Below are 21742 nucleotides of genomic sequence, written 5' to 3'. Positions count from 1 at the left end.
TGCTATGCAAAAGGTTATAGTAGCGGACAAAGAACGGGCGTTGAACATCTTTCCGGGCAAATTTGTAGTAGGGTAAATCAGTAGTAGGGCTGCACGGGCAGCGGGGAATAAGAGGTGGTTTTTTTGATATACCGTCTTTCCTCTTGCCACTTAAGTTTTACTACTTCAACGCCAATTTAGTATCTTTGCAGCTTAAAACCATAACAGAACGATGTTAGATAAATTAGAAGCCATTAATCAGCGATTTGAGGAAGTAAGCCAGCTGCTTATCCAGCCTGATGTGGCCAGCGACATGAAGAAATTCAAGGCGCTGAATAAAGAGTACAAAGACCTCGACAAGATAGTAGTAGAATATAAGAAGTACCTCAACATCCTGAGCAACATCGACAGCGCCAAGCAGGTGATTGCCACCGAGAAGGACGAGGAGTTCCGTGAGATGGCCAAGGAAGAACTGGATGAGTTGCTTCCGCAGCGCGACGCCATGGAGGATGCCCTGAAAGAGCTGCTCATACCGAAAGACCCCAACGACAGCAAAGACATCATCATGGAAATCCGTGCGGGTGCAGGTGGCGATGAGGCTTCTATCTTCGCCGGCGACCTATACCGCATGTACATCCGTTTCGCTGAAAAAATGGGTTGGCGCACGGAACTGATTGATGCAACGGAAGGCACATCGGGCGGTTATAAAGAAATCATCGTAGGCATGTCGGGAGAGGACGTGTATGGCAAGCTGAAGTTTGAGTCAGGCGTACACCGCGTGCAGCGCGTTCCTGCCACTGAGACGCAGGGCCGCATCCATACCTCGGTTGCCTCCGTGGTGGTGCTGCCTGAGGTGGAGGAGTTTGACATTGAGCTTGACATGAACGACATCCGCAAGGACCTCTTCTGTTCTTCCGGACCGGGCGGTCAGTCAGTGAACACGACCTACTCGGCCGTGCGCCTGACGCACATCCCTACCGGGTTGGTGGCGCAGTGCCAGGACCAGAAGTCACAGCTGAAGAACTTTGACAAGGCGCTAGCAGTGCTTCGCTCCCGTATCTACGAGCAGGAACTGGCTAAGAAGCTGGAGGCCGAAGGCGCCCAGCGTAAGAGCATGGTGGGCGGCGGCGACCGTTCCGACAAAATCCGCACGTACAATTACCCACAGGGCCGCGTGACGGACCACCGTATTGGCTACACCGTGTATAACCTGCCAGCCGTGATGGATGGCGGCATTGAGGACTTTGTGGAGGAGCTGCGCATAGCTGAGAACGCGGAGCGCCTGAAAGAAGGTGCCGCAGCGCAATAAGCTGCTTTTTTTAAGCTGAAGATATATTTAGGAATGTGGTGCAGCATGAGTAGCTGCGCTGCATTCCTTTTTTTTATTAGCTGAAGTAGCGGCGGCTTTGCTGTTTGCCCGCTGCACAGGCGAAGCTACAAACTCGCTGACCGCTCGAACAGTGGAGGGCCAGTTGGTGCACCTGGTTTAGACCACTGCTCCGTAGCATCCGTTGTAAGTATGTCTTGCTATACCTGCCAGTTTATACCTATACCGATATTGTCATTCCGACGAAAGGAGGAATCTGTTACCATAGCCACCGCCGGTACGAGCGCAGCGGGAACAGGCGGTGAAAACTGCGAGCCAGTCTGCACCTGACGTTTTCCCCTTCCCTACCGTCCTCAGAAAAGCCGCATCTGCGCTGGCGCTGGATGTGCGGCAGGTATGGTATGAGATTCCTTCTTTCGTCGGAATGATAATAATGCTTAATGGGATTTGTACAAGTGATTCCCCCTTTGAAGGGGGCAGGAGAATGTTCATGGCTGCGGGAATTCACTCACCACGAGGAGAACCAGGTATAGCAGCTACACCTGATTAAAACCGCTTCCTAACAACATTGCGTACCGAATTCCTGTTTTATTGCTAAATTGTAAGGGCATTCACCTGACTCGAAAAAACACTACTACTTGAAATACCTCCTCGCTATACTGCCCCTGCTCCTGTTGTTGTCGGTCATAGGCTGCGAACCGAAGGACGAGGTGATTACCTCTGACCCAAAGGCGGAGTTGCGCTTCTCCGGCGACACAGTGCTGTTCGATACCGTTTTCGTAACCCAGGGCAGCGTCACCAGGCGGCTCAAGGTATACAATCCCAACAAGAACGCGGTGCGCATCAGCAGCATCAACCTGGCAGGCGCCGCCTCTTCTCCCTACAAGCTCATCATCAACGGCCTGGAAACCCCGGTAGCGAACAACCTCGAACTGCGCGGCAAGGATAGCCTTTATATCCTAGTGCAGGTCCATGTGAACCCCATGGACCAAAACCTGCCTTTCCTGGTGGCTGACTCCATTTTGTTTGAAACGAACGGCAAGCGCCAGAACGTGAAGCTGGTAGCCTATGGGCAGGATGCCGTCTTCCATAGGAAAGGTGCGATAGGTAACTCCACCTGGTCTGCCGGGAAGCCACATGTGCTGCTAGACACAGTGCTAGTGCGCGAGGGGACTACCCTTACCATTGAGAAAGGCGCCCAGGTATATGCCGGCAACAAGGCGGTGCTGCTGGTAAACGGTACCTTGCGAGTAGAAGGCACACCGGGAGAGCGTGTGCGTTTTGCGGGGCTGAGACGGGAGGAGCAGTATGCCACGGCACCGGGCCAATGGGAAGGCATACGCATACTCGCTGCCAGCGCGAACAACCGCATCCGCTACGCAGACATCAGGAATACCATGAGGGGGCTGCAAATCGGAAATCCTGGCAAGGCGGGTACACTGGTAGAGGGTTGCGCCATTCAATATGCTTTTCTGGATGGAATTATTGCCTTTACATCGGATGTGAAGGTGGTGAATACACTGATTCAGAATTGCGGACAGTACAGTTTCGGAGGGCTGGGAGGCGGGAACTATGAGGTGCTCTACTCTACCGTCGTCAACTATAACAGCCAGATGCAACGCGAAACGCCCGCCTTTGTGGTAGTCGATTTTATTCCGGGCACCGACATCAAGGACCAGCCTACGACGTTGCGACTGGTCAACTCCATCGTGTACAGCGAAGGCTCCAGCTATGGCAATGAGGTCCTGCTGGAGGGGAACATGACAGCAGACATTGCCCACAACATACTACGCACAGATAAGTATAAGGAAACGCTGAACGTGAACGGCAATCAGCTGGACATCGACCCAAAGTTCAAGGAGGTGCGTAAGCAGAACTTCAGCCTGGACACGCTCTCCCCCGCCAGCGGCGCGGCGAAGGCACTGCCAGGTATAGCCAACGACATCAAAGGCGACAAAAGGAATGCAACAAAGCCCGACATAGGCGCTTTTGAACGGACAATAGATTAAAGACTTACCGCATGTGGTTTCAGAAAGAGATACGGCTGCCCGCCGTGAAACGCGGCTTTCACCTGATTACGGACCTGCTGACGGCGCAGCTGCCGGAGCTGGAGACGTATAAAGTCGGCTTGGCGCACATCTTCATCAAGCATACCTCCGCCAGCCTTTCCGTAAACGAGGATGCGGACCCCACCGTGCGGCAGGATTTTGAAAGCCACTTCAACCAGATGGTGCCCGAGAACGCCCCTTACTACCGCCATACCTCGGAAGGTCCGGATGACATGCCCGCTCACTTGAAAGCGGCCCTTCTGGGCAGTTCCGTCACGGTACCTATCTCCAATGGTGGCTTCAACTTGGGTACTTGGCAAGGGGTATACCTGTGCGAACACCGCAACCAAGCCTCCAAGAGAACGGTGGTGGTCACGCTGCAGGGCGAAAAATTCTAGATTTTACTTCACGATACTCACCTTTTTCACGCTCAGGCCATCGGTGCTGCTGATGCGAAGCACATACATGCCGGCTGGCAGTTCCCGCACATCCATCCGCACTACCCTGTCTTGTACCTGCTGGCGCAGCACGATTTGCCCATAGCGGTTGACCAGTTCCACCTGCTGTACCTGCTCGCGCGCGCTTTGCTCCAGTGTGATGAATCCAGTAGCCGGATTTGGGTAAACCAGCAGGTCCTCGGCTGTCACATAAATATACTCCTCCTTCTCTAAGGTATGGCTCATGTTCCCGTTGGAGGTGGTGAGGGTGACGCGGTATTTCCCAGGGCGGGTATAGCGTATAGTCGGGTTCTGCTCGGTGGAGGTGGCGGGTGTGCCGCCCTCAAAGTGCCATAGCCAGGAGGTCGGCTTGAAGCCCGCAGATGAACCTGCAAACTGCACCTGGTCCCCGGCTGCTACCAGCGTGTCCTGTGGTTGAGCGGTCTCGAAGCGGGAACGCAACTCGCCTGTGCAAGCCACGGAGTTGAAGATAGAGCCGCGTGCTGAACGGAGTACGCTTTGCATATAGATGGCCTGGCCCCTGGTGAAGAGGTTCATGCAGGCGTCGTTGGTATAATCCATGTAGTTCTGCCACATGTTGCCGTTCGGGCCATTCCGGCACGAGGTCACGGCCCCTTCCGGGCAGCCTACCGTCTCATTCAACTGGTTCGGGGTATCGTCAATGTCGTCGGAGTCGTTGCAGGTCATGCCCAGCCCCCAGATGTGCTTCAGGCCGAGCCAATGCCCCACCTCATGCGTGGCAGTGCGACCGAGGTTGTAAGACCAGGCGCTTTTATTGAACGGAGCCGTTCCCACAGAGCGGTAGTGTAGCACCACACCATCACGCTCGGGCAGGGCCCCAGGTGAAGACGAGTAACCCAGTTCATCGTTGGCCAAGTTGCAAATCCAGATATTGAGGTACTGGGTAGGGTCCCAGGCATCCGCGCCGCCGCTAGCGCTGGCCTTCACCTGGTCGGAGATGTAGCTGAAGGAGGTTTTGGTGGTCTGGGTGCGGTTGATGCCGGAGGTTGGATTCCCCTGCGGGTCCACGATGGCCAGGCAGAACTCAATCTCGGTGTCGGCGGCAAAGGCACGGAAGGGAGCAGGCGTGTTGGTGGTGTCGGCGTTCAACCGGCGGAAATCCTCATTCAGGACGGCCAGTTGCGAGAGTACCTGTGCATCGGGTATGTTCTCGCTCTCTTTGCTGTACACCACATGGAACACCACTGGTATGCTGATGGTGACTTGCCGTAGGTGCTGCCCCTCGGGCTGCTGCTGCAGCGCCTGTTGTACCGCCTCTAGAGCCTGCTGCCTGCGCTGCTCAAAGCCCGGGTCACGTTGCTGCATCACCTCCTGGTAACTGTCCGTGGCGCAGCCGCGGCCCCGCACGGGGGCTAGGTCCTGGGCAAGAGCCTGGGCCGCCGTCAGCAGGAGCAGAAGCAGGGAAAAGACACGAGTACGCATAAATCACATAACCAAGGGAAACCGCTATACCCTAACTCGCAAGTCATGAGCGGCTTAGTGTAGCAATATACTGATTTATGCTTTGAAAAGGTGCCTGCGCGAGGGCATATTAAGCCAGCATACAGATTATAGGTTGGCGTCGATGCGGTAACGGAGTGAATCGCCCAGCATGAGCTTCTGCACTCCCTCCACACGGTAACTGCCGATGTTGCCCGTTCCTGGCTCTGCGGTCAATGTGATTTCCCGTTCGGAATAGAAGAGGATGTTCTCTTCCAGCACCGTCGCTTTTAGCTGTTCCAGCTTCTGTTCAGGGGAAACGATGAGTTGGAGCCGCTGCACAGGGGCAGCCGCCTCCTCTGACTTGGTGAAGACGGTGAGGGTGCTGCCATCCGGAAGCGTCTGCTCCTCTTCCCGGTAGAAGTCGCGCAAAGCCGGGCGGCTCAGGTCCACCTCCTGGAAAATGGAAAGCTCCTTCTCCCAGTCCACCTCTGCCGTCTCGATGGTCTCAGTGGGTTTGCCTTGTGTAGTGACCGACTTCAGCACCATAGGCTTTTCCTGCTCTAGACGAGTGATTTGCTGCTGAAGGTAAGCCGTCAGGTTATACGTGGCCGCCCTGTCAGAAACAGGCGGTACGGGCTGCTCACAGGCTGCCGCGGCCCAAAGCAGGGCCAGTAATAATATGACGTTATACCTAGCCAATGTTTGCCTCTCTCTGAAGAAGTGATGCCCCTGACATTTCGATGGGCTTCTGTATACCCATCAAATCCAGGATAGTCGGAGCGATGTCTCCCAGTTTGCCGGGCACAAGCGTACCGGCGTAGTCGCTGCTCACCAGCACGCAAGGCACCAGGTTGGTGGTATGGGCGGTGTTGGGCGTGCCGTCTGGGTTTATCATGAAGTCCGCGTTGCCGTGGTCGGCTATCACAATGGTGTCATAGCCGTTCTGCAAGGCTGTGGTGATGACGGCTTCCGCGCAGCGGTCCACGGCCTCGCAGGCCTTCACGGCAGCCTCAAACACACCGGTATGGCCCACCATGTCGGGATTGGCGAAGTTGAGGCAGATGAAGTCGGCAGTCTTGTTTTGCAGCTCCGGCACAATGGCATCGCGGATGTCATAGGCGCTCATTTCGGGTTGCAGGTCGTAGGTGGCCACTTTGGGCGACGGGCAGAGCAGGCGCTTCTCTCCCTCAAAAGGCACCTCTCTTCCGCCGGAGAAGAAGAAGGTCACGTGCGGGTATTTCTCAGTCTCGGCAATGCGTATCTGCCTTTGACCTGCCTTGGCGATTACCTCCCCTAGTGTGTTGTTCAGGTTGTCCTTGTCAAAGATGGAATCCACTCCCACGAAGGTGTCGTCGTAGTTGGTCATGGTGACGTAGTGCAGGTTGAGCTTGCGCATGTTCTGCTCCGGGAAGTCCTGCTGCGTGAGCGCCTGTGTGATTTCGCGGCCACGGTCGGTGCGGAAGTTGAAGCAGATGACCACATCACCCTCCTTAATGGTAGCGACAGGTTGATGCTCGTGGTTCACCTTCACAAGGGGCTGTATGAATTCATCGGTCACGCCGGCGTTGTAGGAATCCAGCACGGATTTAATCAGGTTCTGGGAAGGGGTGCCTTTGCCGTGCACCAGCAGGTCATAGGCCAGCTTCACGCGCTCCCAGCGGTTGTCGCGGTCCATGGCGTAGTAGCGGCCTATCACAGAGGCGATGGTGCCACGGGTGTTCTCCAGGTGCTGCTCCAGTTCGTTGATATACTTTACGCCGCCCTTCGGGTCTGTGTCGCGGCCATCCATGAAGGCGTGGATGTACACGTGCTGCAGGCCATAGTCGGCTGCGACGGAGCAGAGTGCCTTGAGGTGTTCTATGTGGGAGTGCACGCCCCCATCAGACAGCAGGCCAATGAGGTGCACGTCTTTCTTGTTTTCTCTGGCGAAGGAGTAGGCGCCCGCGAGGGCAGGTATAGCCGCCAGCTTGTGTTCAGCTATGGTTTTGTTGATGCGCACCAGGTCCTGGTATACCACCCGGCCGGCTCCCAGGTTCATGTGGCCCACTTCCGAGTTGCCCATCTGCCCCTCTGGCAGGCCCACCGCCTCGCCGGAAGCCTGCAGGGTGGTGCAGGGGTACTGGGCCATGATGGCGTCAACAAAAGGCGTGTGTGCCTTGTGAATGGCTGAAACCTCTGGGTTGGTGGCGATACCCCAGCCATCCAGAATCATTAGCATTACCTTCTTATCCATACTGCAAATATAATATAATCTACGAGGGCCGACCAGCCAAGGAAGCTAATTATGTGTTGGCGCGAGACAGCGGTTTGAGGTCTTGATGCTTTAAATCATCGGCCAAGTGCCGTGGGCATCACAGGGCAGCTGCCTGTGCCAGGGCGCAGGTATACACAAGTTCACCTGAGGCCAGGGAACGTTGTTGCGGCGCTGGTGTTACCTATTTACAAATTGATAATATATCCTTACTTTTAAGGCCAAGAGTGGATTTTTGTTGGCATAGTTTTAGCTACTACCATGGCGAGGTTACAAACGAGATTTATGAAAAACTTTAAAAACATTGCTGTAGTACTTTTCCTGGCTTTGTCGGCTGTTTTCATCACAAGCGGACAGGCGGCTGCGCAGAAGGATGTGTTTGATGGCGTGGAGACGGCGCTTCGCGTGGGGGCGGCCAAAGACCTTGCCCGGCACTTCGATAGCAAGGTGAGCCTGTCGTTCGCTGACGAGAAGGCCACGGATTACAGCAAGACGCAGGCGGAGTTTGTGATGAAGAACTTTTTCAGCAAGAACCCTCCTACCGGCTTCTCTTACAACTTCCCTACCCCCAGTGAGTCGGTGAAGAAAGACAAGCGCTATGTGATTGGCACTTACACGCACCGCAACGGTTCTTACACCGTTTTGATTCGGGTGAAGGACGCAGGAGGTAAGTTCCTGATACATTCCATCGACTTTATAAAAGATTAAGAAGATAATAGTGAGATTTTTAGCAAGGCCCGGGTTATATACCGGGCCTTTTTTTATTTTTGCACCGTGAAAGCAACATACTTGACCGAACAAAGCATAACCGAGTTTATATCCAGGGCCCTGACCGAGGATGTAGGCGACGGAGACCACTCTTCACTGGCTTCCATTCCCAACGATGCCCAGAACCAGGCGCGCCTGCTGGTAAAGGGAGAAGGCATACTGGCCGGCGTGGAGCTGGCTGGCTATATCTTTAAGCAAGTGGACCCTGAACTGCAAGTGGAGGTGCTTCTGCAGGATGGCGCGCAGGTGAAGTTCGGCGACGTGGCTCTGACCGTGAAAGGTAAGGCGCAGTCTATCCTGACGGCCGAGCGACTGGTGCTGAACTGCATGCAGCGTATGAGCGGCATCGCCACCTATACCCATTACCTGAACACGCTGATAGCCGGCACGAAGGCCAAGCTGCTGGACACCCGCAAGACCACGCCTAACTTCCGCATCATGGAGAAGTGGGCCGTGCTGATTGGCGGCGGCGTGAACCATCGATTCGGGCTGTTCGATATGATTATCCTGAAGGACAACCACGTGGACTACGCCGGCGGCATACGTGAGGCGATTGAGGCCACGCAGCGTTACCTGAAGGAGAAGGGCAAGGACCTGCGCATTGAGGTGGAGACCCGTAGCCTGGAGGAAGTGCAAGAGGCGCTCGATACAGGCGGCATCCACCGCATTATGCTCGATAACATGACGCCGGAGATGATGCGCGAGGCGGTGGCACTCATTGGCGGCCGCTTCGAGACAGAGGCCTCCGGAGGTATAACCGAGGCCACGATAGGCGAAGTAGCCAAGTGCGGGGTGGATTTCATCTCGGTGGGGGCGCTGACGCACTCCATCAAGAGCATGGACCTTAGCCTGAAGGCTTACTAAACTTGTAAATTGCCCGGCTCTCATGAGCCAACGACATTCAAAATCTGATTTCAATTAGTTTATGCAACAACCAAACCAACGACACCGGATGCCGCAGGGCGCTGCCCCAAATGCAATCCGTACCAAGAAGTATCAACTGGAGAAGAACATGTTCACAGGTATAGCCTTGGGCAAGGTATGGCGCAAAGACTGGTGGATGGCCCTCATTCCGCTGGTGCTGTTTCTGCTGCCTGCCGTGTTCGCCTTTTCCTGGTGGTGGGTTGTGGGTGCCGTGCTGGTGACGCTTATCTTCGTGCTGCTCCGCTCAGCCCAGGTGATGGGGGTGACGCAGATGGAGCAGGGCAACCCGCTGTTCGAGAAGCTGAGCTACGAGATTGACCAGCGCCAGATTCTGATGAAGCGTAATGAGCGTGAAGGCATGGCCCTGAGCTGGGACATGATAAAGTCAGTTGACCGCAGAGCAGACTCTTACCTGCTGTGGCTCAAGCCCCCCACCGCAGAGCAACTGCCTGGCGGCTGGAAGGGCTGGGTAGCCAGAACGTTCCAGTCCCCTATCTTCGTGCTGCTGCCCTTCCGCATCTTCAACAGCCCGAATGACATCAAAATGATGGACTCGCTGCTGCGCCGCAAGAACCTGGTAGCGTAGCAGTGCCATAACCTTTGGTAGCACGCTTGTCGTAAATAATTAATAAAGAATGCTTTGCTGGCAGTTTGTCCAACAAGGTGACTATAGATAAAGTATAAAATCATACAAAAATGACTAAGAACATACTAGCAGTATTGGCGGCAGGCTGTGGCTTGTTTATGACTTCTTGTGAGACCCCTAAGGACTACAGACCGGAGTCCAAGGTATCGGTTGACTATGTGCAGCCGGGCACCCGCAGCACGTACAACGTATCAGACATGGGTGCTGACATGCCAGGAGACGTACATGATGCAGGCCATGCAAAACCAGAAACAACTGAAAAGCGTGAGGAAGTGATGCCAAATGCTGACTTGGGCGGCAACACCATTCAGCCAGGCGATAGCATCAAAGAGACGACTGAGACGAACTCCGAGGCGGGCGCCATCAAGCGTTAGTCCGGGATTGGAAAGCCTCTGAGCCTGCCGCTGCTGTAGCACAGTAGCGGCAGGCTTTTTTTATGGGAACAGGTATAGCCATACCCAAAGCCGGACATACCGTATACCCTTGTTCCAAAATAAACGGTATATTTGCAACCTTATTGCTTTTACAGCCCCGCTATGCCCGAACAGGAAGAATGGTTCAGTACATGGTTCGACTCGCCATACTATCACATATTATACAGCAATCGCGACGATAACGACGCTAAGCTGTTCCTAGACAACCTCCTGGTCTACCTGCACCCCAAACCCACTGAGAAGATACTGGACCTGGCCTGTGGCAAAGGCCGCCACTCCCTATACCTCAACGAGCGCGGCTACGACGTGACGGGAATCGACCTTTCGGAGCAGAGCATTGCCCACGCCAGGCGGTTTGAGAACAATCGGCTGCACTTTGCCGTGCACGACATGCGGGAAGTATACCAGCCGGAGGCGTTTGATTTCGTGCTCAACCTGTTCACCAGCTTCGGTTACTTCAACAACGAGACTGAGAACGTAGTTGCCCTTCACGCCGCCGCCAAGGCGCTCAAGCATGGCGGCAAGCTGGTCATCGATTTCATGAACACCGACCGCACCATCGCCCATCTGGTGGCGCACGAAGAGAAAGAAGTGCAGGGGATAAACTTCCGCATCAGCCGTGGCGTAGAAGATGGCTTTATCGTCAAAACGATATGTTTTACGGACAAGGGGCAGGACTATCGCTTTGAGGAGCGCGTGCGGGCGCTGCGGCAAGAAGACTTTCTGGAGTACTTCAAGATGGCGCAGCTCCGGCTGGTGGAGGAGTTCGGAGACTACCAGCTCAGGCCCTACTCCCGCGACAGCAGCGAGCGGATGATTTATGTTCTAAAGAAATAGCGTGACATGCTTATTGCTATACTTGTACTCTTCTTCACGGTAGTACTTTCTGGCTTTTTGGTGAAGGTGTTTCCTCCGGACAACATTAAGTGGCTGAAGATGGCGCTCGCTTTCAGTGGGGCCTACCTGTTCACCATCACCATCATCCACCTGCTGCCGGATGTGCTGCTCAGTAATAGCGACCCGCACCTGGTGGGCTACTGGATTCTGGCCGGTTTCTTTCTGCAATTGGTGCTGGAAATCTTCTCCCATGGGGTAGAGCACGGCCACATGCATACCCATGGGCACAGCCACGGGCGCGTCGGCTCCATGCCATTCCTGCTGCTGGGCTCTCTCTTCATCCACTCATTCCTGGAAGGTAGCATCCTGGTGGAGGGCGGCAGCCGTCACCTGAATCACAGCCACGACGGCGAAAACTTCTATGTGGTGCTGCTAGGTATAGCCATTCACCACGTGCCGGCGGCCTTCGCCCTGATGTCGGTGCTGCTGTTCCGCATCGGTAACTTTAGGAAGGCGTTTCTGTGGCTGCTTATATTCGCGGTTGGGGCTCCTCTGGGCATACTGGTGAGCAACGTGCTGCTGGCGCAACAGTCCAGTAGCGGCTTTGTGTACACGGCTCTTACGGGGCTGGTGGCAGGCAATTTCCTGCACATCTCTACTACCATTCTATTCGAAACCAGCCCAGAGCACCGGTTCAACCGCAACAAGCTCATAGCCACTTTGCTGGGTCTTATGTTGGCGCTGCTCACAGATTTCATCTAACTGGCAAGATAAGCCAGAAGGTATGGCCGGGAAGAGTCTTTGCAAAACTCTCCTTTTGTGAATCGATGACCAGGTATAGCGAAGTATGTATAGCGCGGAAACGAAAAAAGCTGGTATGACACCAGCTTAATCAGGGTTTAAAGCAAGAAGATGTGCTTTACATGATGGTGGAGAGCAGCGTTGCTACAAGCGCTTTCAAGGCCAGCATCATTACGCTGGGCTTCACGCTCATCTCTGACTCTTCATCGGCTGGGGTGATGTCTTTCAGGAAGGAAAGCGGGCTCTCCAGCGACTCGGCATCGAGTACGGATTTGCTCTTCTTCTGGGAAGTAGCAGCTGTTTTGTCAGCAGGTTTAGTGGCGTTGGCAGTACTTTCCACTTGGGCCGTCTGCGTGGCAGGCTCTACTGTCGTTTGAAGCGTGGCACAGCCGTTGTGCAAATCCGCGGCATGCGGAGCAGAAACCACTCCAAGCAACATGGCTGCTGATAAGGATGCGGTGACAAAAACGGTTTTCCACTTTCTAAACATGCCCAAATGTAAAGGATTCACTTCCAATTACCAAATATTTAGTTGGATAATTTAGAGAAATAACGCCTGTGATGGGCAAGCGGCTATCAGGAGTGGGTGTACGAAGTTACAGTATAGTTTTCTTCATCGAGCGGGTGCCGGCTTCACTACTTTGAGTTTGACAGGTATAACGCCAGCATCTAAAGAGTTGAGTCGCTTGGCGGCTGCCTCCGACAAATCCACTACCCGCCCTTTCACGAAAGGACCTCTATCCGTAATCTTCACCTTCACGGTTTTGTTCGTCTGCAGGTTCGTCACTTTAACCTTGGTGCCAAACGGCAGGGTACGGTGAGCCGCGGTCATTTTGCCTCTGTGGTAAGGGTCACCGTTGGCCATTTTGCGGCCATGCAACTTGTTGCTGTAATAAGATGCCTTGCCTTGCTCAGTGTAGCCGCGCTGCCCGGCAGCGGGCTTGCTGCTGCTGCACGAGCTGCCGCCTATTATTAGAAAGCCGAGCAACAGGATGATGTAAAAACGGAATGTATGCATAAGGTAATGAAAGTAGCGGTATGCTAATGTGTCGGTTAAACGGGATCAGGTATAAAGTATTGCCGAATTTCGTGCGAGAGTCGCTGTAGGTCCACCAGTTCCAGGGGGTGGCGGGTGGCGGGCAGCACAAGTAGCCGGGCGTTTGGCAGGTGCCGGAAGGCCCAAGCCGTCTCCTCCAAGCTCACCATCGTATCCTGGTCACCTACGCTCACCTGCACTGGGTTACTGACTTGGGGCAGTGTGTCTGCCGTAAGCGGTGGATGTTCTCCCAGGTGCCGCATCATCTCGGCAGTGTGGCGCATCACCTCCTGCCAGTCCTCCGGGTGGTGCCGCTCGGCCAGCGTAGCGGCGAATTGGGGCACCTTTTCGGCCACCTTCTCCGGCTGCAGCATTTTCACCTCCTTGGCGGCTGTCTCGGGTGACCAGGCAAATTTAGTAGCCAGTGTGAAGATGCGGCCAATCCGCTGCGGGTGGTGCAGGGCCAGGTATAGCGCCACGTAACCCCCCATGCTATACCCGAACACATCCACCTGAGGCAGGTCCTGCTGGTCCAGGTAGCGGAGCACGTCTTCGGCGAATTGTTCTATGCGGAAAGGCTGGTCAAGCGGCTGCCCGCCATGGCCTGAAAAGCTCAGGGTATGCATCGTAAAAGAAGCCTCCAGCAAGTTCCGGAGCGGGTGCAGGGTGGCTGCAGCGCCAAGGGCACCGTGCAGCAGAAGCAGGTGTTGCATGCGGTTAATCTAGGTATAGCCTGCGCCACGGCAGGCGGCTGTTACTGTCTTATCTGGTAGTTGTATACCTCCACTGCCTGGGTCAGCTTGTCTTTCTTGAAGAGCTGCATCACCAGCGGAATGGCAATTAGGCCGGCTCCGCCGTAAACCACAGGCGAGATGTTGAAGGAGTTGGGGTTGGTGGTGCTCTGGGACGAAGAAAGAATGCCCACCGTAACCAGGCCTGCCCCCGCTATACCCATGGCCGTGTAGATGAAACGCTCCCGCTTGTGGCGCTGAAGCAGCAGCATACTGGACGCATTGTCAGCCAAGGCCTGCTCCAGGTTGTCCTGGTTGAACGTCATGAGCGGGCCATTGTCTTTGGAGAAGAAGTAGATGCGGCGGCGGTTGGCACGCGGCATGCCATAGCCATAGGGAGAGTAACCCATGGACGAGTAGTCGAAGGTGGTGGTGTAGAACTTGGAAATGCGCGGACCTTCCGTGATGCGCTTCGCGAAAGAGTCGAACCGGTTGCCGGCGGCCACACGCGCAAAGTACCCATCGTCGCTCTGGTACACATCCACGAGCTCGGGGCTATACTTGAGGGAATCGTCGAGCAGGAAGAAGTCCTGTTTGAAAATGGGTGACTTGTACTGCAGCTTGTTGGCGTACACAACCTCACCATTGCGCAGTTGCACGAAATACCTGCCGGGGCGCTGCTGGGTGTCTTGCGCCTGTAGGCTGAAGCAGAGCAGGATGGCTGCTAGCAGCGTATAGAGTGACTTGTTCATGTGATGTATCTGAAATTCAGGATAAATGCTAGGGAATAAGAGGCATACGGAGCGACCGCGTCAAAAGATGAGTGCCAGCATGACCAGCATACCCACCAGCGACAGGTATACCCAACTCATGAGCTGCCCCCTGTGTTTGCTGGGCACCAGGTTGCTTACCATTACAACGGCAATGAGTACGCACAAAATATACAGCAGGATAAAAGTTACGGCTTTTACCCAATTCGGCACAATGGTGTTTTCTGCCTGGTACTGGTCATCCATGCCCATGTCTGCCACCAGGTAGCGCAGCCCGAAGAACACCACCACCTCAAACACAATAAAATAAAACAGGCCATACAGGCGGTTTTGATTGCTTGCAGACATGTTACAGGCTTTTGAAGAAGTGAAAGCTCTTAGTGTGATACCCTTCCCGGAAGTAAAAACTATGGGCGGCGCTGTTAGCTACGTAGGCATTCAGCGTCACAGTTTCTAACTGCTGGCTAGGTATAGGTTGTATCGCATTCTCCATCTTGGTTCATCGCTCATCTGCCGCCAGAGCCTTGTTTGAGGCCAGCAGCCTTTAAATATACCGCTCTTTTCCCTAAATATACTATCCGATTCAATAGGACGCCATACCTTATTATAAGCGGCCCATCAGCTGATTCCTAATGGTAATAATATGATAGGTGTCCAGTTAATCGATAGCAGGTATTTGCCTTAGGTGGAGGTATGGAAAAGCTACAGGATTTTGTACAAAACCCATGGCATCCATCGGCCTCTATATTCATATGCTGCCATATTGTTTGTTGCTGATATCAAGAGAGATAATAAAGTTTTAGTGCAGCTGCCTGTATTCTTAGTGAGGAGCAAATGTGCAATTTCTGGTAAAAAAAGAAGAATCTAGTTGCACATAGTTGATATTTGAAACAATCAAGATGATAAAGTCCGTTAAAATACCAGAAGTATGTAGGGATATGAGGCTATTGAAGAATATTAAATTAGACAATCACTATTTCAACTATAGTGATCAAACACGGAAAATCTTTAGTATAGGTTACGAAGATTTGACGACGCTTATCTATTATCAGGACGCCAACAACAACTACACGCTAGTAATTTCGAAAGAAGACGATCCACCGCTGGTTTTAGAAAAGAACATATCGCGCGCGGAAGCGTTCAGAATCATGAATACCCGGGTCTGACCCGGGTATTTTTGTTTACTGCCCTTGCCATACCTCAGCCTTGGTCCCCTATTCTTCCGATAGCCGTATGAACACTTCATGAGCACCTGGAACAAGTATTACAAAATCGCCTTCTTCGGATTTATTGCAAACCTACTCCTGCAAGTCATTGTTTCGCTGGCAGTAGACCCTTATCTCGCCGCTGTGCTCTCGCCCTTTTACCCTGTCTGGTTTATACTGGCGGTGGTTGGGTGGCGGAAAGAGCATCCGCGCAGGTAATTGCTGCAGAGCAGGTATACCAGTATTTGACTGCCCTAAGTTTGCTTTGTTTTTTTTGTGGAGTCTCGCTGATAGTACCAGATTATAGTGGCATGGCGGCACTTTTCTGGTCAATATTTTGCTTAGGTATAATTAGCCAAAGTAGAATAACCATGTCTGAATCAAACAACATGACGGATGTGAACGAAGTGCAGCACATGTTCCTGCAGGTAGAGAGCAGTGATGCTGTTTGCGTCCTAAACGTAGCCGGTCACCCGTACAGGCTGCGTGAGCTCATCTTTATGATGATAGAAAACGGGTGCCGCGTCATGAAGACGACCGCGGACCAATACAACATCTTCAGCTACGACAAAGAGACGGTAGAGGTGTTTGACTACCTGACGTCCATCATCAAAGCTAAGTTCGTGTAGAGCCGGTGCCAAACCCCATAAAGCAGGAAGGGCTACCATCATGGTAGCCCTTCCTGCTTTATGGGGTTTGGCTATGTATTATTTCTGCTTGATTTCAATCTCGCGCGGGTTCAGTGCTGAGTCGTGGTAAGGCAGCTTTACCAGGAGTTGGCCATCCTCATACACTGCTTCAATGCGGCTTAGGTCCACCTGAGGCGGAAGCATAAAAATGCGTGTAAACATAGGAGCCGCCATCTCTGGGTTGTCCTGGCTTTGCAGCACCGAGAACACCGTCACCTGGTTCTGGTGCAGCACCACACGGAATGCTTCCGGATTCACGCCGGCCGCCCATACCTCAATGACTGCCCCTTTCTTGTATTTCTTTATATCGGCATATGTCTCACTCACACCACCACCCAGCGTATTGAACAAGTCAATCTGGTGTGCAATGTTGCGTAGGAACTCTTTATTTTTTATGATTTTCATCTCTTTCTCCTCTTTCGTTTTCAAAGGCATTAATGCAAAATGAGTGCCAATAGGGGGATGCCACCCTCCAAGCGCTGCGATGGCAAAACATGCGTCAAAGTGGCTTGAACCATATTTAAAGTGCCAAGGAATCAGGTCAAATTGTCGTTCTTTCACGGCACCCATCAGGGAGTAGTGCAAAATGGCCCTTTACCAAGTTACAGTTTTGGCGAGGGTATACCTGAGTAAATATGGGGAAGGCCCGAGCATGGGAAAAAGTGGTCAGCTTTCCGGGGAAGAGGCGCTGCTTTTAAGCTGCAAGGCCATGGTGAAGGCAAAAGCCAGCTATTTGCAAACTATTCAACCCAATACTTGTATTTTGTCCTTATTTATCCATCATTTGTCACTCCAACAGTTGCCCCACTGCATGTTTGACCTTTACTTCAAAGACAATTTCGTTGCCATCTATTACAACAAGGAGTTGCGCCTGGGAAAAGCCATCTGGAATGGGCAGCTCAGTGGGGCCGAGTTTCGGGAGGCCACCTTGCTGTGTCTGGATTTGATAGACAGGTACGAGCTGAGCGGCTGGCTGGGCGACGACCGCAACATGCAATCCATTCTCCCCGCCGATTTGCAATGGAGCCTGGAGGTGTTCGTGCCCCGAATTGTGGCAGGCTCAGTGTTGCGCCTGGCGCTGTTGCCATCCGTGTTCAAGGAGAACCAGCAAGCGATGGAAGTCATGCACGAGAAAAGAAACAAACTGGGGCAGCAGCTGGTGATTCGGGAGTTTGCGCACGAACAAGACGCGCTGGCCTGGCTGCTGGAGCCGGTAGCTACGCAGCATACCTGAAGTTTAACTTTTCGCTTATATTTGCAGGTATAGGAATGGCAGCCAACGCTGCTTTATCCTGTAGTGACATGTTTTAGATTATACTTGGTAGATACGTGGCGGCTGCAATGCAACTTTTCTTTCAAAACAATTTCGTAAAGCTTTCTTTTGACAAGCAATCCCAGTTAGGTATAGCCGAGTGGACAGGTCGGTTGCATGGCGCAGAGCTGCGGGAGTCTTTCCTGCTGTGCCTGGAGATGATTAACCGCTTCTCCCTGACCAAGTGGCTGGCCGATGACAGACGCATGGGGCCAATCACGCCTGATGACTTGGAATGGAGCCTGGAGGTGCACGTGCCCAACATGGCGAAGAGCCCGCTGCAGCGCTACGCCCACCTCCCCTCTCAGTTTGACACCACCCGGGACTCGGTTGACAGCATGATTAACAAGGGACACACGTACGGTCTCAACCTCACACTCCGGGATTTCAAGAGCAAGCAGGAGGCTCTGGCCTGGTTGATGGAGTAGTGGGTATTGTAGCCGTTCCGGTCCAGACAATCGCAGGAACTGCGCACACTGCAAGGCTTTGGGCTATTTCACAAATGTTGCTATTCGCTCCTCATACCTAGCTCTAACAAAGTTATCTTTTGAATGACCTGGGAACGTTTCAACAATATTTAGGTATTTCCGATAGCCAATAGCTTTAGCTAAGTACGCCTCATGCATGAAGTTTAGATAATTGACAATGCTTATTAAGCAATTATGGAATTGGGTGAAATCAATTTCAGCATGCATAAAAGACTCTATATCATTATAATTTGCTTTAATTCTAAGCCTATAAAGAATGTCGAACATTGTAGTTGGGCCGAGATTATCTGTAATAAGCTTCCATTGGTTTTTATTGAAGCTCTGACATATCGCACCCGATTTTGTTGTGATTGGGACTGCAGACTTTTGTCTTTTCTCGCGGTGATACTTTGCAAGATTTGACCTAGTAGATTTAAGAAAGGTTGCTATTTGCGACTGCGCATCTGCATCGCTTTTTATTTGTGTGATAGCTGATTTTATATTGTGTAATGGAAGGTTGGAAATGGAATACTCCTCATAATTTCCTTCAGCAAAAAAACTTATAGAACCGGGATACTGCCTGTTTTTTACTCTATCCCCGAAAGCTCTAATCAAGTCTAGGTGGGATTCCCTCCGATCCCCAATAGCTAAGCAAAAAGCGTGCATATTAAGGTAACAAGTGTAATACGCTTGTGGGAAAGACCAATGTAAGGCGTGTCTATAATAATCTGGATTCCCTTGTTTTGCTGTTAGATGTAAGGCGTATTCGGTGCTCCAAGAATTCCATAGTATCTTCTTAATCCTCTCATATTGACAGTTAGGTTTACTAAAAAGTCGTGAATTAAAATATTTTACCTTTTCTAGGCTGTAGGCATCTGTATCATTTTCCAAGTGTTTGCATATAGCTTGGAAGTGATTTGAAAATACCTGCGCTGGAATAGAAAGCCTTTTCTTCAGTTCAGCTTCCACATAGGAAGCCGAGGTTACTTTCAACATGCTCTAGGGATTTTATCTAGTAATATAATTTTTAGACAACAGTATTCCACCCACTGACGGGGAATCAGCAGTAACATAGGATACACTTGCTTTGCGCAAAAAAGAAGGAGGGCAATAAGCCCTCCCTTCAGTTATTTACGATCCGCAAGCTTCGCAAGCGTCTGGATTATCCAGAGAGCAGCTCATGTCGCTGCGATTCTGGTCCTGGTTGTAAACTGGCTCCAGGGTTTCAGCGGCCTGTTTCTCCACCGTGAACTTGATGGCGTCAACAGCGGCCTTGGTGCGCAGGTAGTACATGCCGGTCTTCAGGCCTTTCTTCCACGAATGGAAGTGCATGGAAGTCAGCTTGCCGAAGTTCACGTTCTGCACGTGCAGGTTCAGCGACTGGCTCTGGCAGATGTAGGCACCGCGGTCGGCGCTCATGTCAATCACCGTGCGCTGGCTGATTTCCCATACCGTCTTGTACAGGTCTTTGATGTTCTGCGGAATAGTTTTAATCTCCTGCACCGAGCCGTTGGCCGCGATGATGTCCTGCTTCATCTTGTCGTTCCACAAACCTAGACCAATAAGGTCCTTCAGCAGGTGCTTGTTCACCACCATGAACTCTCCGGAAAGCACGCGGCGTACATAGATGTTGGAGGTATAAGGCTCAAACGATTCGTTGTTGCCCAAAATCTGAGCCGTAGAAGCCGTCGGCATTGGCGCTACCAACAGCGAGTTGCGCACGCCGTGTGTCATCACTTCCTGGCGCAGCTCTTCCCAATCCCAGCGGCCGCTGTCTGGTGTTATACCCCACATATCAAACTGGAACCTGCCTTCTGACAGCGGAGAGCCTTTGAAGGTCTCGTAGGCTCCATTCTTCTTGGCCAGGTCCTTAGAAGCCGTCATGGCCGCAAAGTAAATTGTCTCGAAGATGTCCTTGTTCAGGCCGCGTGCCTCTTCGCTCTCGAATGGCATACGCAGCGCAATGAAGGTATCCGCCAGGCCCTGCACACCCAGCCCGATTGGACGGTGGCGCATGTTGGAGTTCTTCGCCTCCGGCACCGGGTAGTAGTTGATATCAATTACCTTGTTCAGGTTTTTGGTCACGTGGTACGTCACGTCAAAAAGCTTCTGGTGGTCGAACACCTTATGGCCGTTCTCCTCCTTCACGTAGCGTGGCAGCGCCAGCGAGGCCAAGTTACATACCGCTACCTCGTCGTGGCTGGTATACTCCATAATCTCGGTGCAGAGGTTGGAGCTCTTGATGGTACCCAGGTTCTGCTGATTGCTCTTGCGGTTCGCGTGGTCCTTATAGAGCATGTACGGCGTGCCGGTTTCAATCTGCGACTCCAGTACGGCAAACCACAGGTCCTGCGCCTTCACCGTCTTGCGGGCACGGCCCTCGCGCTCATACTTTTCATAGAGGCGCTCGAAGTCCTGTCCCCAGCAGTCGCCAAGCCCAGGTGCCTCGTTCGGGCAGAACAGGCTCCAGCTGCCGTTCTCTTCCACGCGCTTCATGAACAGGTCTGGCGTCCAGAGGGCGTAGAACAGGTCACGGGCGCGGTTCTCTTCCTTGCCATGGTTCTTCTTCAGGTCCAGGAACTCGAAGATGTCGGCATGCCATGGCTCCAGGTATATCGCGAAAGCGCCTTTGCGCTTGCCGCCGCCCTGGTCCACATAGCGGGCCGTGTCGTTAAACACCTTCAGCATAGGTATAATGCCGTTGCTCGTGCCGTTGGTGCCCTTGATGTAGGAGCCCGTGGCGCGCACGTTGTGGATGCTCAGGCCGATGCCGCCGGCGCTTTGCGAAATCTGGGCACATTGCTTCAGCGTATCATAGATGCCCGGTATGCTGTCGTCCTGCATGGTGAGCAGGAAGCACGAGGACAGCTGCGGCTTTGGCGTGCCGGCATTGAATAACGTTGGTGTGGCGTGCGTAAACCACTTTTCAGACATGAGATTATAAGTCTCGATGGCAGATTCGATGTCCTCCTTGTGGATACCCACGGCCACACGCATCAACATATGCTGGGGCCGCTCCACTATCTTGCCGTCTAGGCGAAGCAGGTAGGAACGCTCCAGCGTCTTGTATCCAAAATAATCGTAGTTGTAGTCCCGGTCATAGATGATGGTCGAATCCAGCGTGTTGGCGTGCTTTCGGATGATTTCATACACATCCTTGGCCAACAGCGAAGCGTTCTCTCCCGTCTTCGGGTCCTCGTAGGTATAGAGGCGCTTCATGGTGTTGGAGAACGACTTGCTCGTCACCTTGTGCAGGCTCGAAATGGCCACGCGTGCCGCCAATACCGCGTAGTCGGGGTGCTTGGTGGTGAGCGAGGCGGCCGTCTCAGCCGCGAGGTTGTCCAACTCAATGGTCGTTACGCCGTCGTAGATGCCGTCAATGACTTTCTTGGCCACCTCAATCGGTGACACGTAGTCCATGTTCAGACCATAGCACAGCTTCTCGATGCGTGCGGTAATTTTGTCGAATTTGACGGATTCGCGTCTGCCGTCACGTTTAACTACTAACATAGCCTATACATTTAGCGGGTGTCAAGGGCCCGGGTGATTAATTAAAGATAGATATAGAAAAGCCGCTGCCGAAGGCAGCCGGTTGAAACATGCTAATATATTCATA

At 52.9% G+C, this 21742-nt stretch carries 25 protein-coding genes; 13 read left to right on the top strand and 12 right to left on the bottom strand.

The features are described 5' to 3' along the window. The first annotated feature begins 211 nt into the window (after nucleotides 1–211). The 3 genes from prfA to B051_RS0100970 all read left to right on the top strand — a co-directional run bounded on the left by prfA (nucleotide 212) and on the right by B051_RS0100970 (nucleotide 3752). Nucleotides 212–1288 carry a peptide chain release factor 1 gene (gene prfA / locus B051_RS0100980; protein WP_018476301.1) on the top strand — a complete coding sequence of 359 codons (1077 nt, stop codon included), beginning with the start codon at nucleotides 212–214 and terminating at the stop codon, nucleotides 1286–1288. A 656-nt stretch (nucleotides 1289–1944) separates the two neighbouring features. Beyond that, nucleotides 1945–3315, top strand: a complete 1371-nt coding sequence (locus B051_RS0100975; protein WP_018476300.1) for a hypothetical protein — start codon at nucleotides 1945–1947, stop codon at nucleotides 3313–3315. 11 nt (nucleotides 3316–3326) lie between these two features. Next, entirely contained in the window at nucleotides 3327–3752 is a 426-nt protein-coding gene (locus tag B051_RS0100970) for a secondary thiamine-phosphate synthase enzyme YjbQ (protein WP_018476299.1), read from the top strand. 3 nt (nucleotides 3753–3755) lie between these two features. Here the strand turns inward: B051_RS0100970 and B051_RS20680 are convergent, their stop codons facing one another. From B051_RS20680 to gpmI, 3 genes are all read right to left on the bottom strand, one after another. Then, the gene (locus B051_RS20680; protein ID WP_018476298.1) at nucleotides 3756–5255 is read right to left on the bottom strand and encodes a M43 family zinc metalloprotease; all 1500 of its coding nucleotides are present in this window, start codon (nucleotides 5253–5255) and stop codon (nucleotides 3756–3758) included. 126 nt (nucleotides 5256–5381) lie between these two features. Then, nucleotides 5382–5954 carry a hypothetical protein gene (locus B051_RS0100960; protein WP_157578446.1) on the bottom strand — a complete coding sequence of 191 codons (573 nt, stop codon included), beginning with the start codon at nucleotides 5952–5954 and terminating at the stop codon, nucleotides 5382–5384. Then, entirely contained in the window at nucleotides 5947–7488 is a 1542-nt protein-coding gene (gpmI, locus tag B051_RS0100955; RefSeq protein WP_026236110.1) for a 2,3-bisphosphoglycerate-independent phosphoglycerate mutase, read from the bottom strand. Before gpmI ends, B051_RS0100960 begins: the two co-directional genes overlap by 8 nt. A 303-nt stretch (nucleotides 7489–7791) precedes the next feature. Between gpmI and B051_RS0100950 the strand changes: the two genes are divergently transcribed. The 6 genes from B051_RS0100950 to B051_RS0100925 all read left to right on the top strand — a co-directional run bounded on the left by B051_RS0100950 (nucleotide 7792) and on the right by B051_RS0100925 (nucleotide 11877). Then, nucleotides 7792–8214 carry a DUF4783 domain-containing protein gene (locus B051_RS0100950; RefSeq protein WP_018476295.1) on the top strand — a complete coding sequence of 141 codons (423 nt, stop codon included), beginning with the start codon at nucleotides 7792–7794 and terminating at the stop codon, nucleotides 8212–8214. A gap of 66 nt (nucleotides 8215–8280) precedes the next feature. Further along, nucleotides 8281–9138, top strand: a complete 858-nt coding sequence (gene nadC / locus B051_RS0100945; protein WP_018476294.1) for a carboxylating nicotinate-nucleotide diphosphorylase — start codon at nucleotides 8281–8283, stop codon at nucleotides 9136–9138. Between the two features lie 61 nt (nucleotides 9139–9199). Continuing rightward, nucleotides 9200–9784, top strand: a complete 585-nt coding sequence (locus B051_RS0100940; protein ID WP_245539550.1) for a hypothetical protein — start codon at nucleotides 9200–9202, stop codon at nucleotides 9782–9784. 110 nt (nucleotides 9785–9894) lie between these two features. Next, nucleotides 9895–10218 carry a hypothetical protein gene (locus tag B051_RS0100935; RefSeq protein WP_018476292.1) on the top strand — a complete coding sequence of 108 codons (324 nt, stop codon included), beginning with the start codon at nucleotides 9895–9897 and terminating at the stop codon, nucleotides 10216–10218. Nucleotides 10219–10380: 162 nt separating this feature from the next. Next, the gene (locus B051_RS0100930) at nucleotides 10381–11115 is read left to right on the top strand and encodes an SAM-dependent methyltransferase (RefSeq protein ID WP_018476290.1); all 735 of its coding nucleotides are present in this window, start codon (nucleotides 10381–10383) and stop codon (nucleotides 11113–11115) included. Nucleotides 11116–11121: 6 nt separating this feature from the next. Continuing rightward, a complete protein-coding gene (locus tag B051_RS0100925) occupies nucleotides 11122–11877 on the top strand; it encodes a ZIP family metal transporter (protein ID WP_018476289.1) in 756 nt (251 codons plus the stop codon). A 157-nt stretch (nucleotides 11878–12034) separates the two neighbouring features. Here the strand turns inward: B051_RS0100925 and B051_RS0100920 are convergent, their stop codons facing one another. The 6 genes from B051_RS0100920 to B051_RS22560 all read right to left on the bottom strand — a co-directional run bounded on the left by B051_RS0100920 (nucleotide 12035) and on the right by B051_RS22560 (nucleotide 14946). Then, on the bottom strand, nucleotides 12035–12355 hold the full coding sequence (locus tag B051_RS0100920; RefSeq protein ID WP_018476288.1) for a hypothetical protein: 321 nt from the start codon (nucleotides 12353–12355) through the stop codon (nucleotides 12035–12037). Nucleotides 12356–12529: 174 nt separating this feature from the next. Then, nucleotides 12530–12934 carry a septal ring lytic transglycosylase RlpA family protein gene (locus B051_RS0100915; protein ID WP_018476287.1) on the bottom strand — a complete coding sequence of 135 codons (405 nt, stop codon included), beginning with the start codon at nucleotides 12932–12934 and terminating at the stop codon, nucleotides 12530–12532. 35 nt (nucleotides 12935–12969) lie between these two features. Beyond that, nucleotides 12970–13665 carry an alpha/beta fold hydrolase gene (locus tag B051_RS0100910; RefSeq protein ID WP_018476286.1) on the bottom strand — a complete coding sequence of 232 codons (696 nt, stop codon included), beginning with the start codon at nucleotides 13663–13665 and terminating at the stop codon, nucleotides 12970–12972. A gap of 41 nt (nucleotides 13666–13706) precedes the next feature. After that, nucleotides 13707–14435, bottom strand: coding sequence for a hypothetical protein (locus B051_RS0100905; protein WP_018476285.1), 729 nt, complete (start codon nucleotides 14433–14435; stop codon nucleotides 13707–13709). Nucleotides 14436–14495: 60 nt separating this feature from the next. Then, on the bottom strand, nucleotides 14496–14801 hold the full coding sequence (locus tag B051_RS0100900; RefSeq protein ID WP_018476284.1) for a hypothetical protein: 306 nt from the start codon (nucleotides 14799–14801) through the stop codon (nucleotides 14496–14498). Nucleotide 14802: 1 nt separating this feature from the next. Continuing rightward, complete coding sequence (locus B051_RS22560; protein WP_169336186.1) at nucleotides 14803–14946, bottom strand: GNAT family protein; 144 nt, start codon at nucleotides 14944–14946, stop codon at nucleotides 14803–14805. A gap of 751 nt (nucleotides 14947–15697) precedes the next feature. Here B051_RS22560 and B051_RS0100885 point away from each other — a divergent pair. Next, the gene (locus B051_RS0100885) at nucleotides 15698–15877 is read left to right on the top strand and encodes a hypothetical protein (RefSeq protein ID WP_018476281.1); all 180 of its coding nucleotides are present in this window, start codon (nucleotides 15698–15700) and stop codon (nucleotides 15875–15877) included. A gap of 152 nt (nucleotides 15878–16029) precedes the next feature. Then, complete coding sequence (locus B051_RS0100880; RefSeq protein ID WP_018476280.1) at nucleotides 16030–16287, top strand: hypothetical protein; 258 nt, start codon at nucleotides 16030–16032, stop codon at nucleotides 16285–16287. Between the two features lie 78 nt (nucleotides 16288–16365). Here B051_RS0100880 and B051_RS0100875 read toward each other — a convergent pair whose 3' ends face one another. Continuing rightward, nucleotides 16366–16752 carry an Hsp20/alpha crystallin family protein gene (locus B051_RS0100875; RefSeq protein WP_245539549.1) on the bottom strand — a complete coding sequence of 129 codons (387 nt, stop codon included), beginning with the start codon at nucleotides 16750–16752 and terminating at the stop codon, nucleotides 16366–16368. A 406-nt stretch (nucleotides 16753–17158) separates the two neighbouring features. Here B051_RS0100875 and B051_RS20675 point away from each other — a divergent pair, with 406 nt between their 5' ends. Further along, nucleotides 17159–17581, top strand: a complete 423-nt coding sequence (locus tag B051_RS20675) for a hypothetical protein (protein ID WP_033316662.1) — start codon at nucleotides 17159–17161, stop codon at nucleotides 17579–17581. A gap of 107 nt (nucleotides 17582–17688) precedes the next feature. After that, nucleotides 17689–18087, top strand: coding sequence for a hypothetical protein (locus B051_RS20670; protein WP_018476277.1), 399 nt, complete (start codon nucleotides 17689–17691; stop codon nucleotides 18085–18087). A gap of 63 nt (nucleotides 18088–18150) precedes the next feature. Here the strand turns inward: B051_RS20670 and B051_RS0100860 are convergent, their stop codons facing one another. Together B051_RS0100860 and B051_RS0100855 are read right to left on the bottom strand one after the other, a co-directional pair. Beyond that, nucleotides 18151–19122, bottom strand: coding sequence for a hypothetical protein (locus B051_RS0100860; protein WP_018476276.1), 972 nt, complete (start codon nucleotides 19120–19122; stop codon nucleotides 18151–18153). 135 nt (nucleotides 19123–19257) lie between these two features. Then, the gene (locus B051_RS0100855; RefSeq protein ID WP_018476275.1) at nucleotides 19258–21636 is read right to left on the bottom strand and encodes a ribonucleoside-diphosphate reductase subunit alpha; all 2379 of its coding nucleotides are present in this window, start codon (nucleotides 21634–21636) and stop codon (nucleotides 19258–19260) included. Nucleotides 21637–21742 lie beyond the last annotated feature (106 nt).

This window comes from Pontibacter roseus DSM 17521, assembly GCF_000373265.1.
Taxonomy (GTDB): Bacteria; Bacteroidota; Bacteroidia; order Cytophagales; family Hymenobacteraceae; genus Pontibacter; species Pontibacter roseus.
This window is presented reverse-complemented; position numbering and strand designations above follow the sequence as displayed.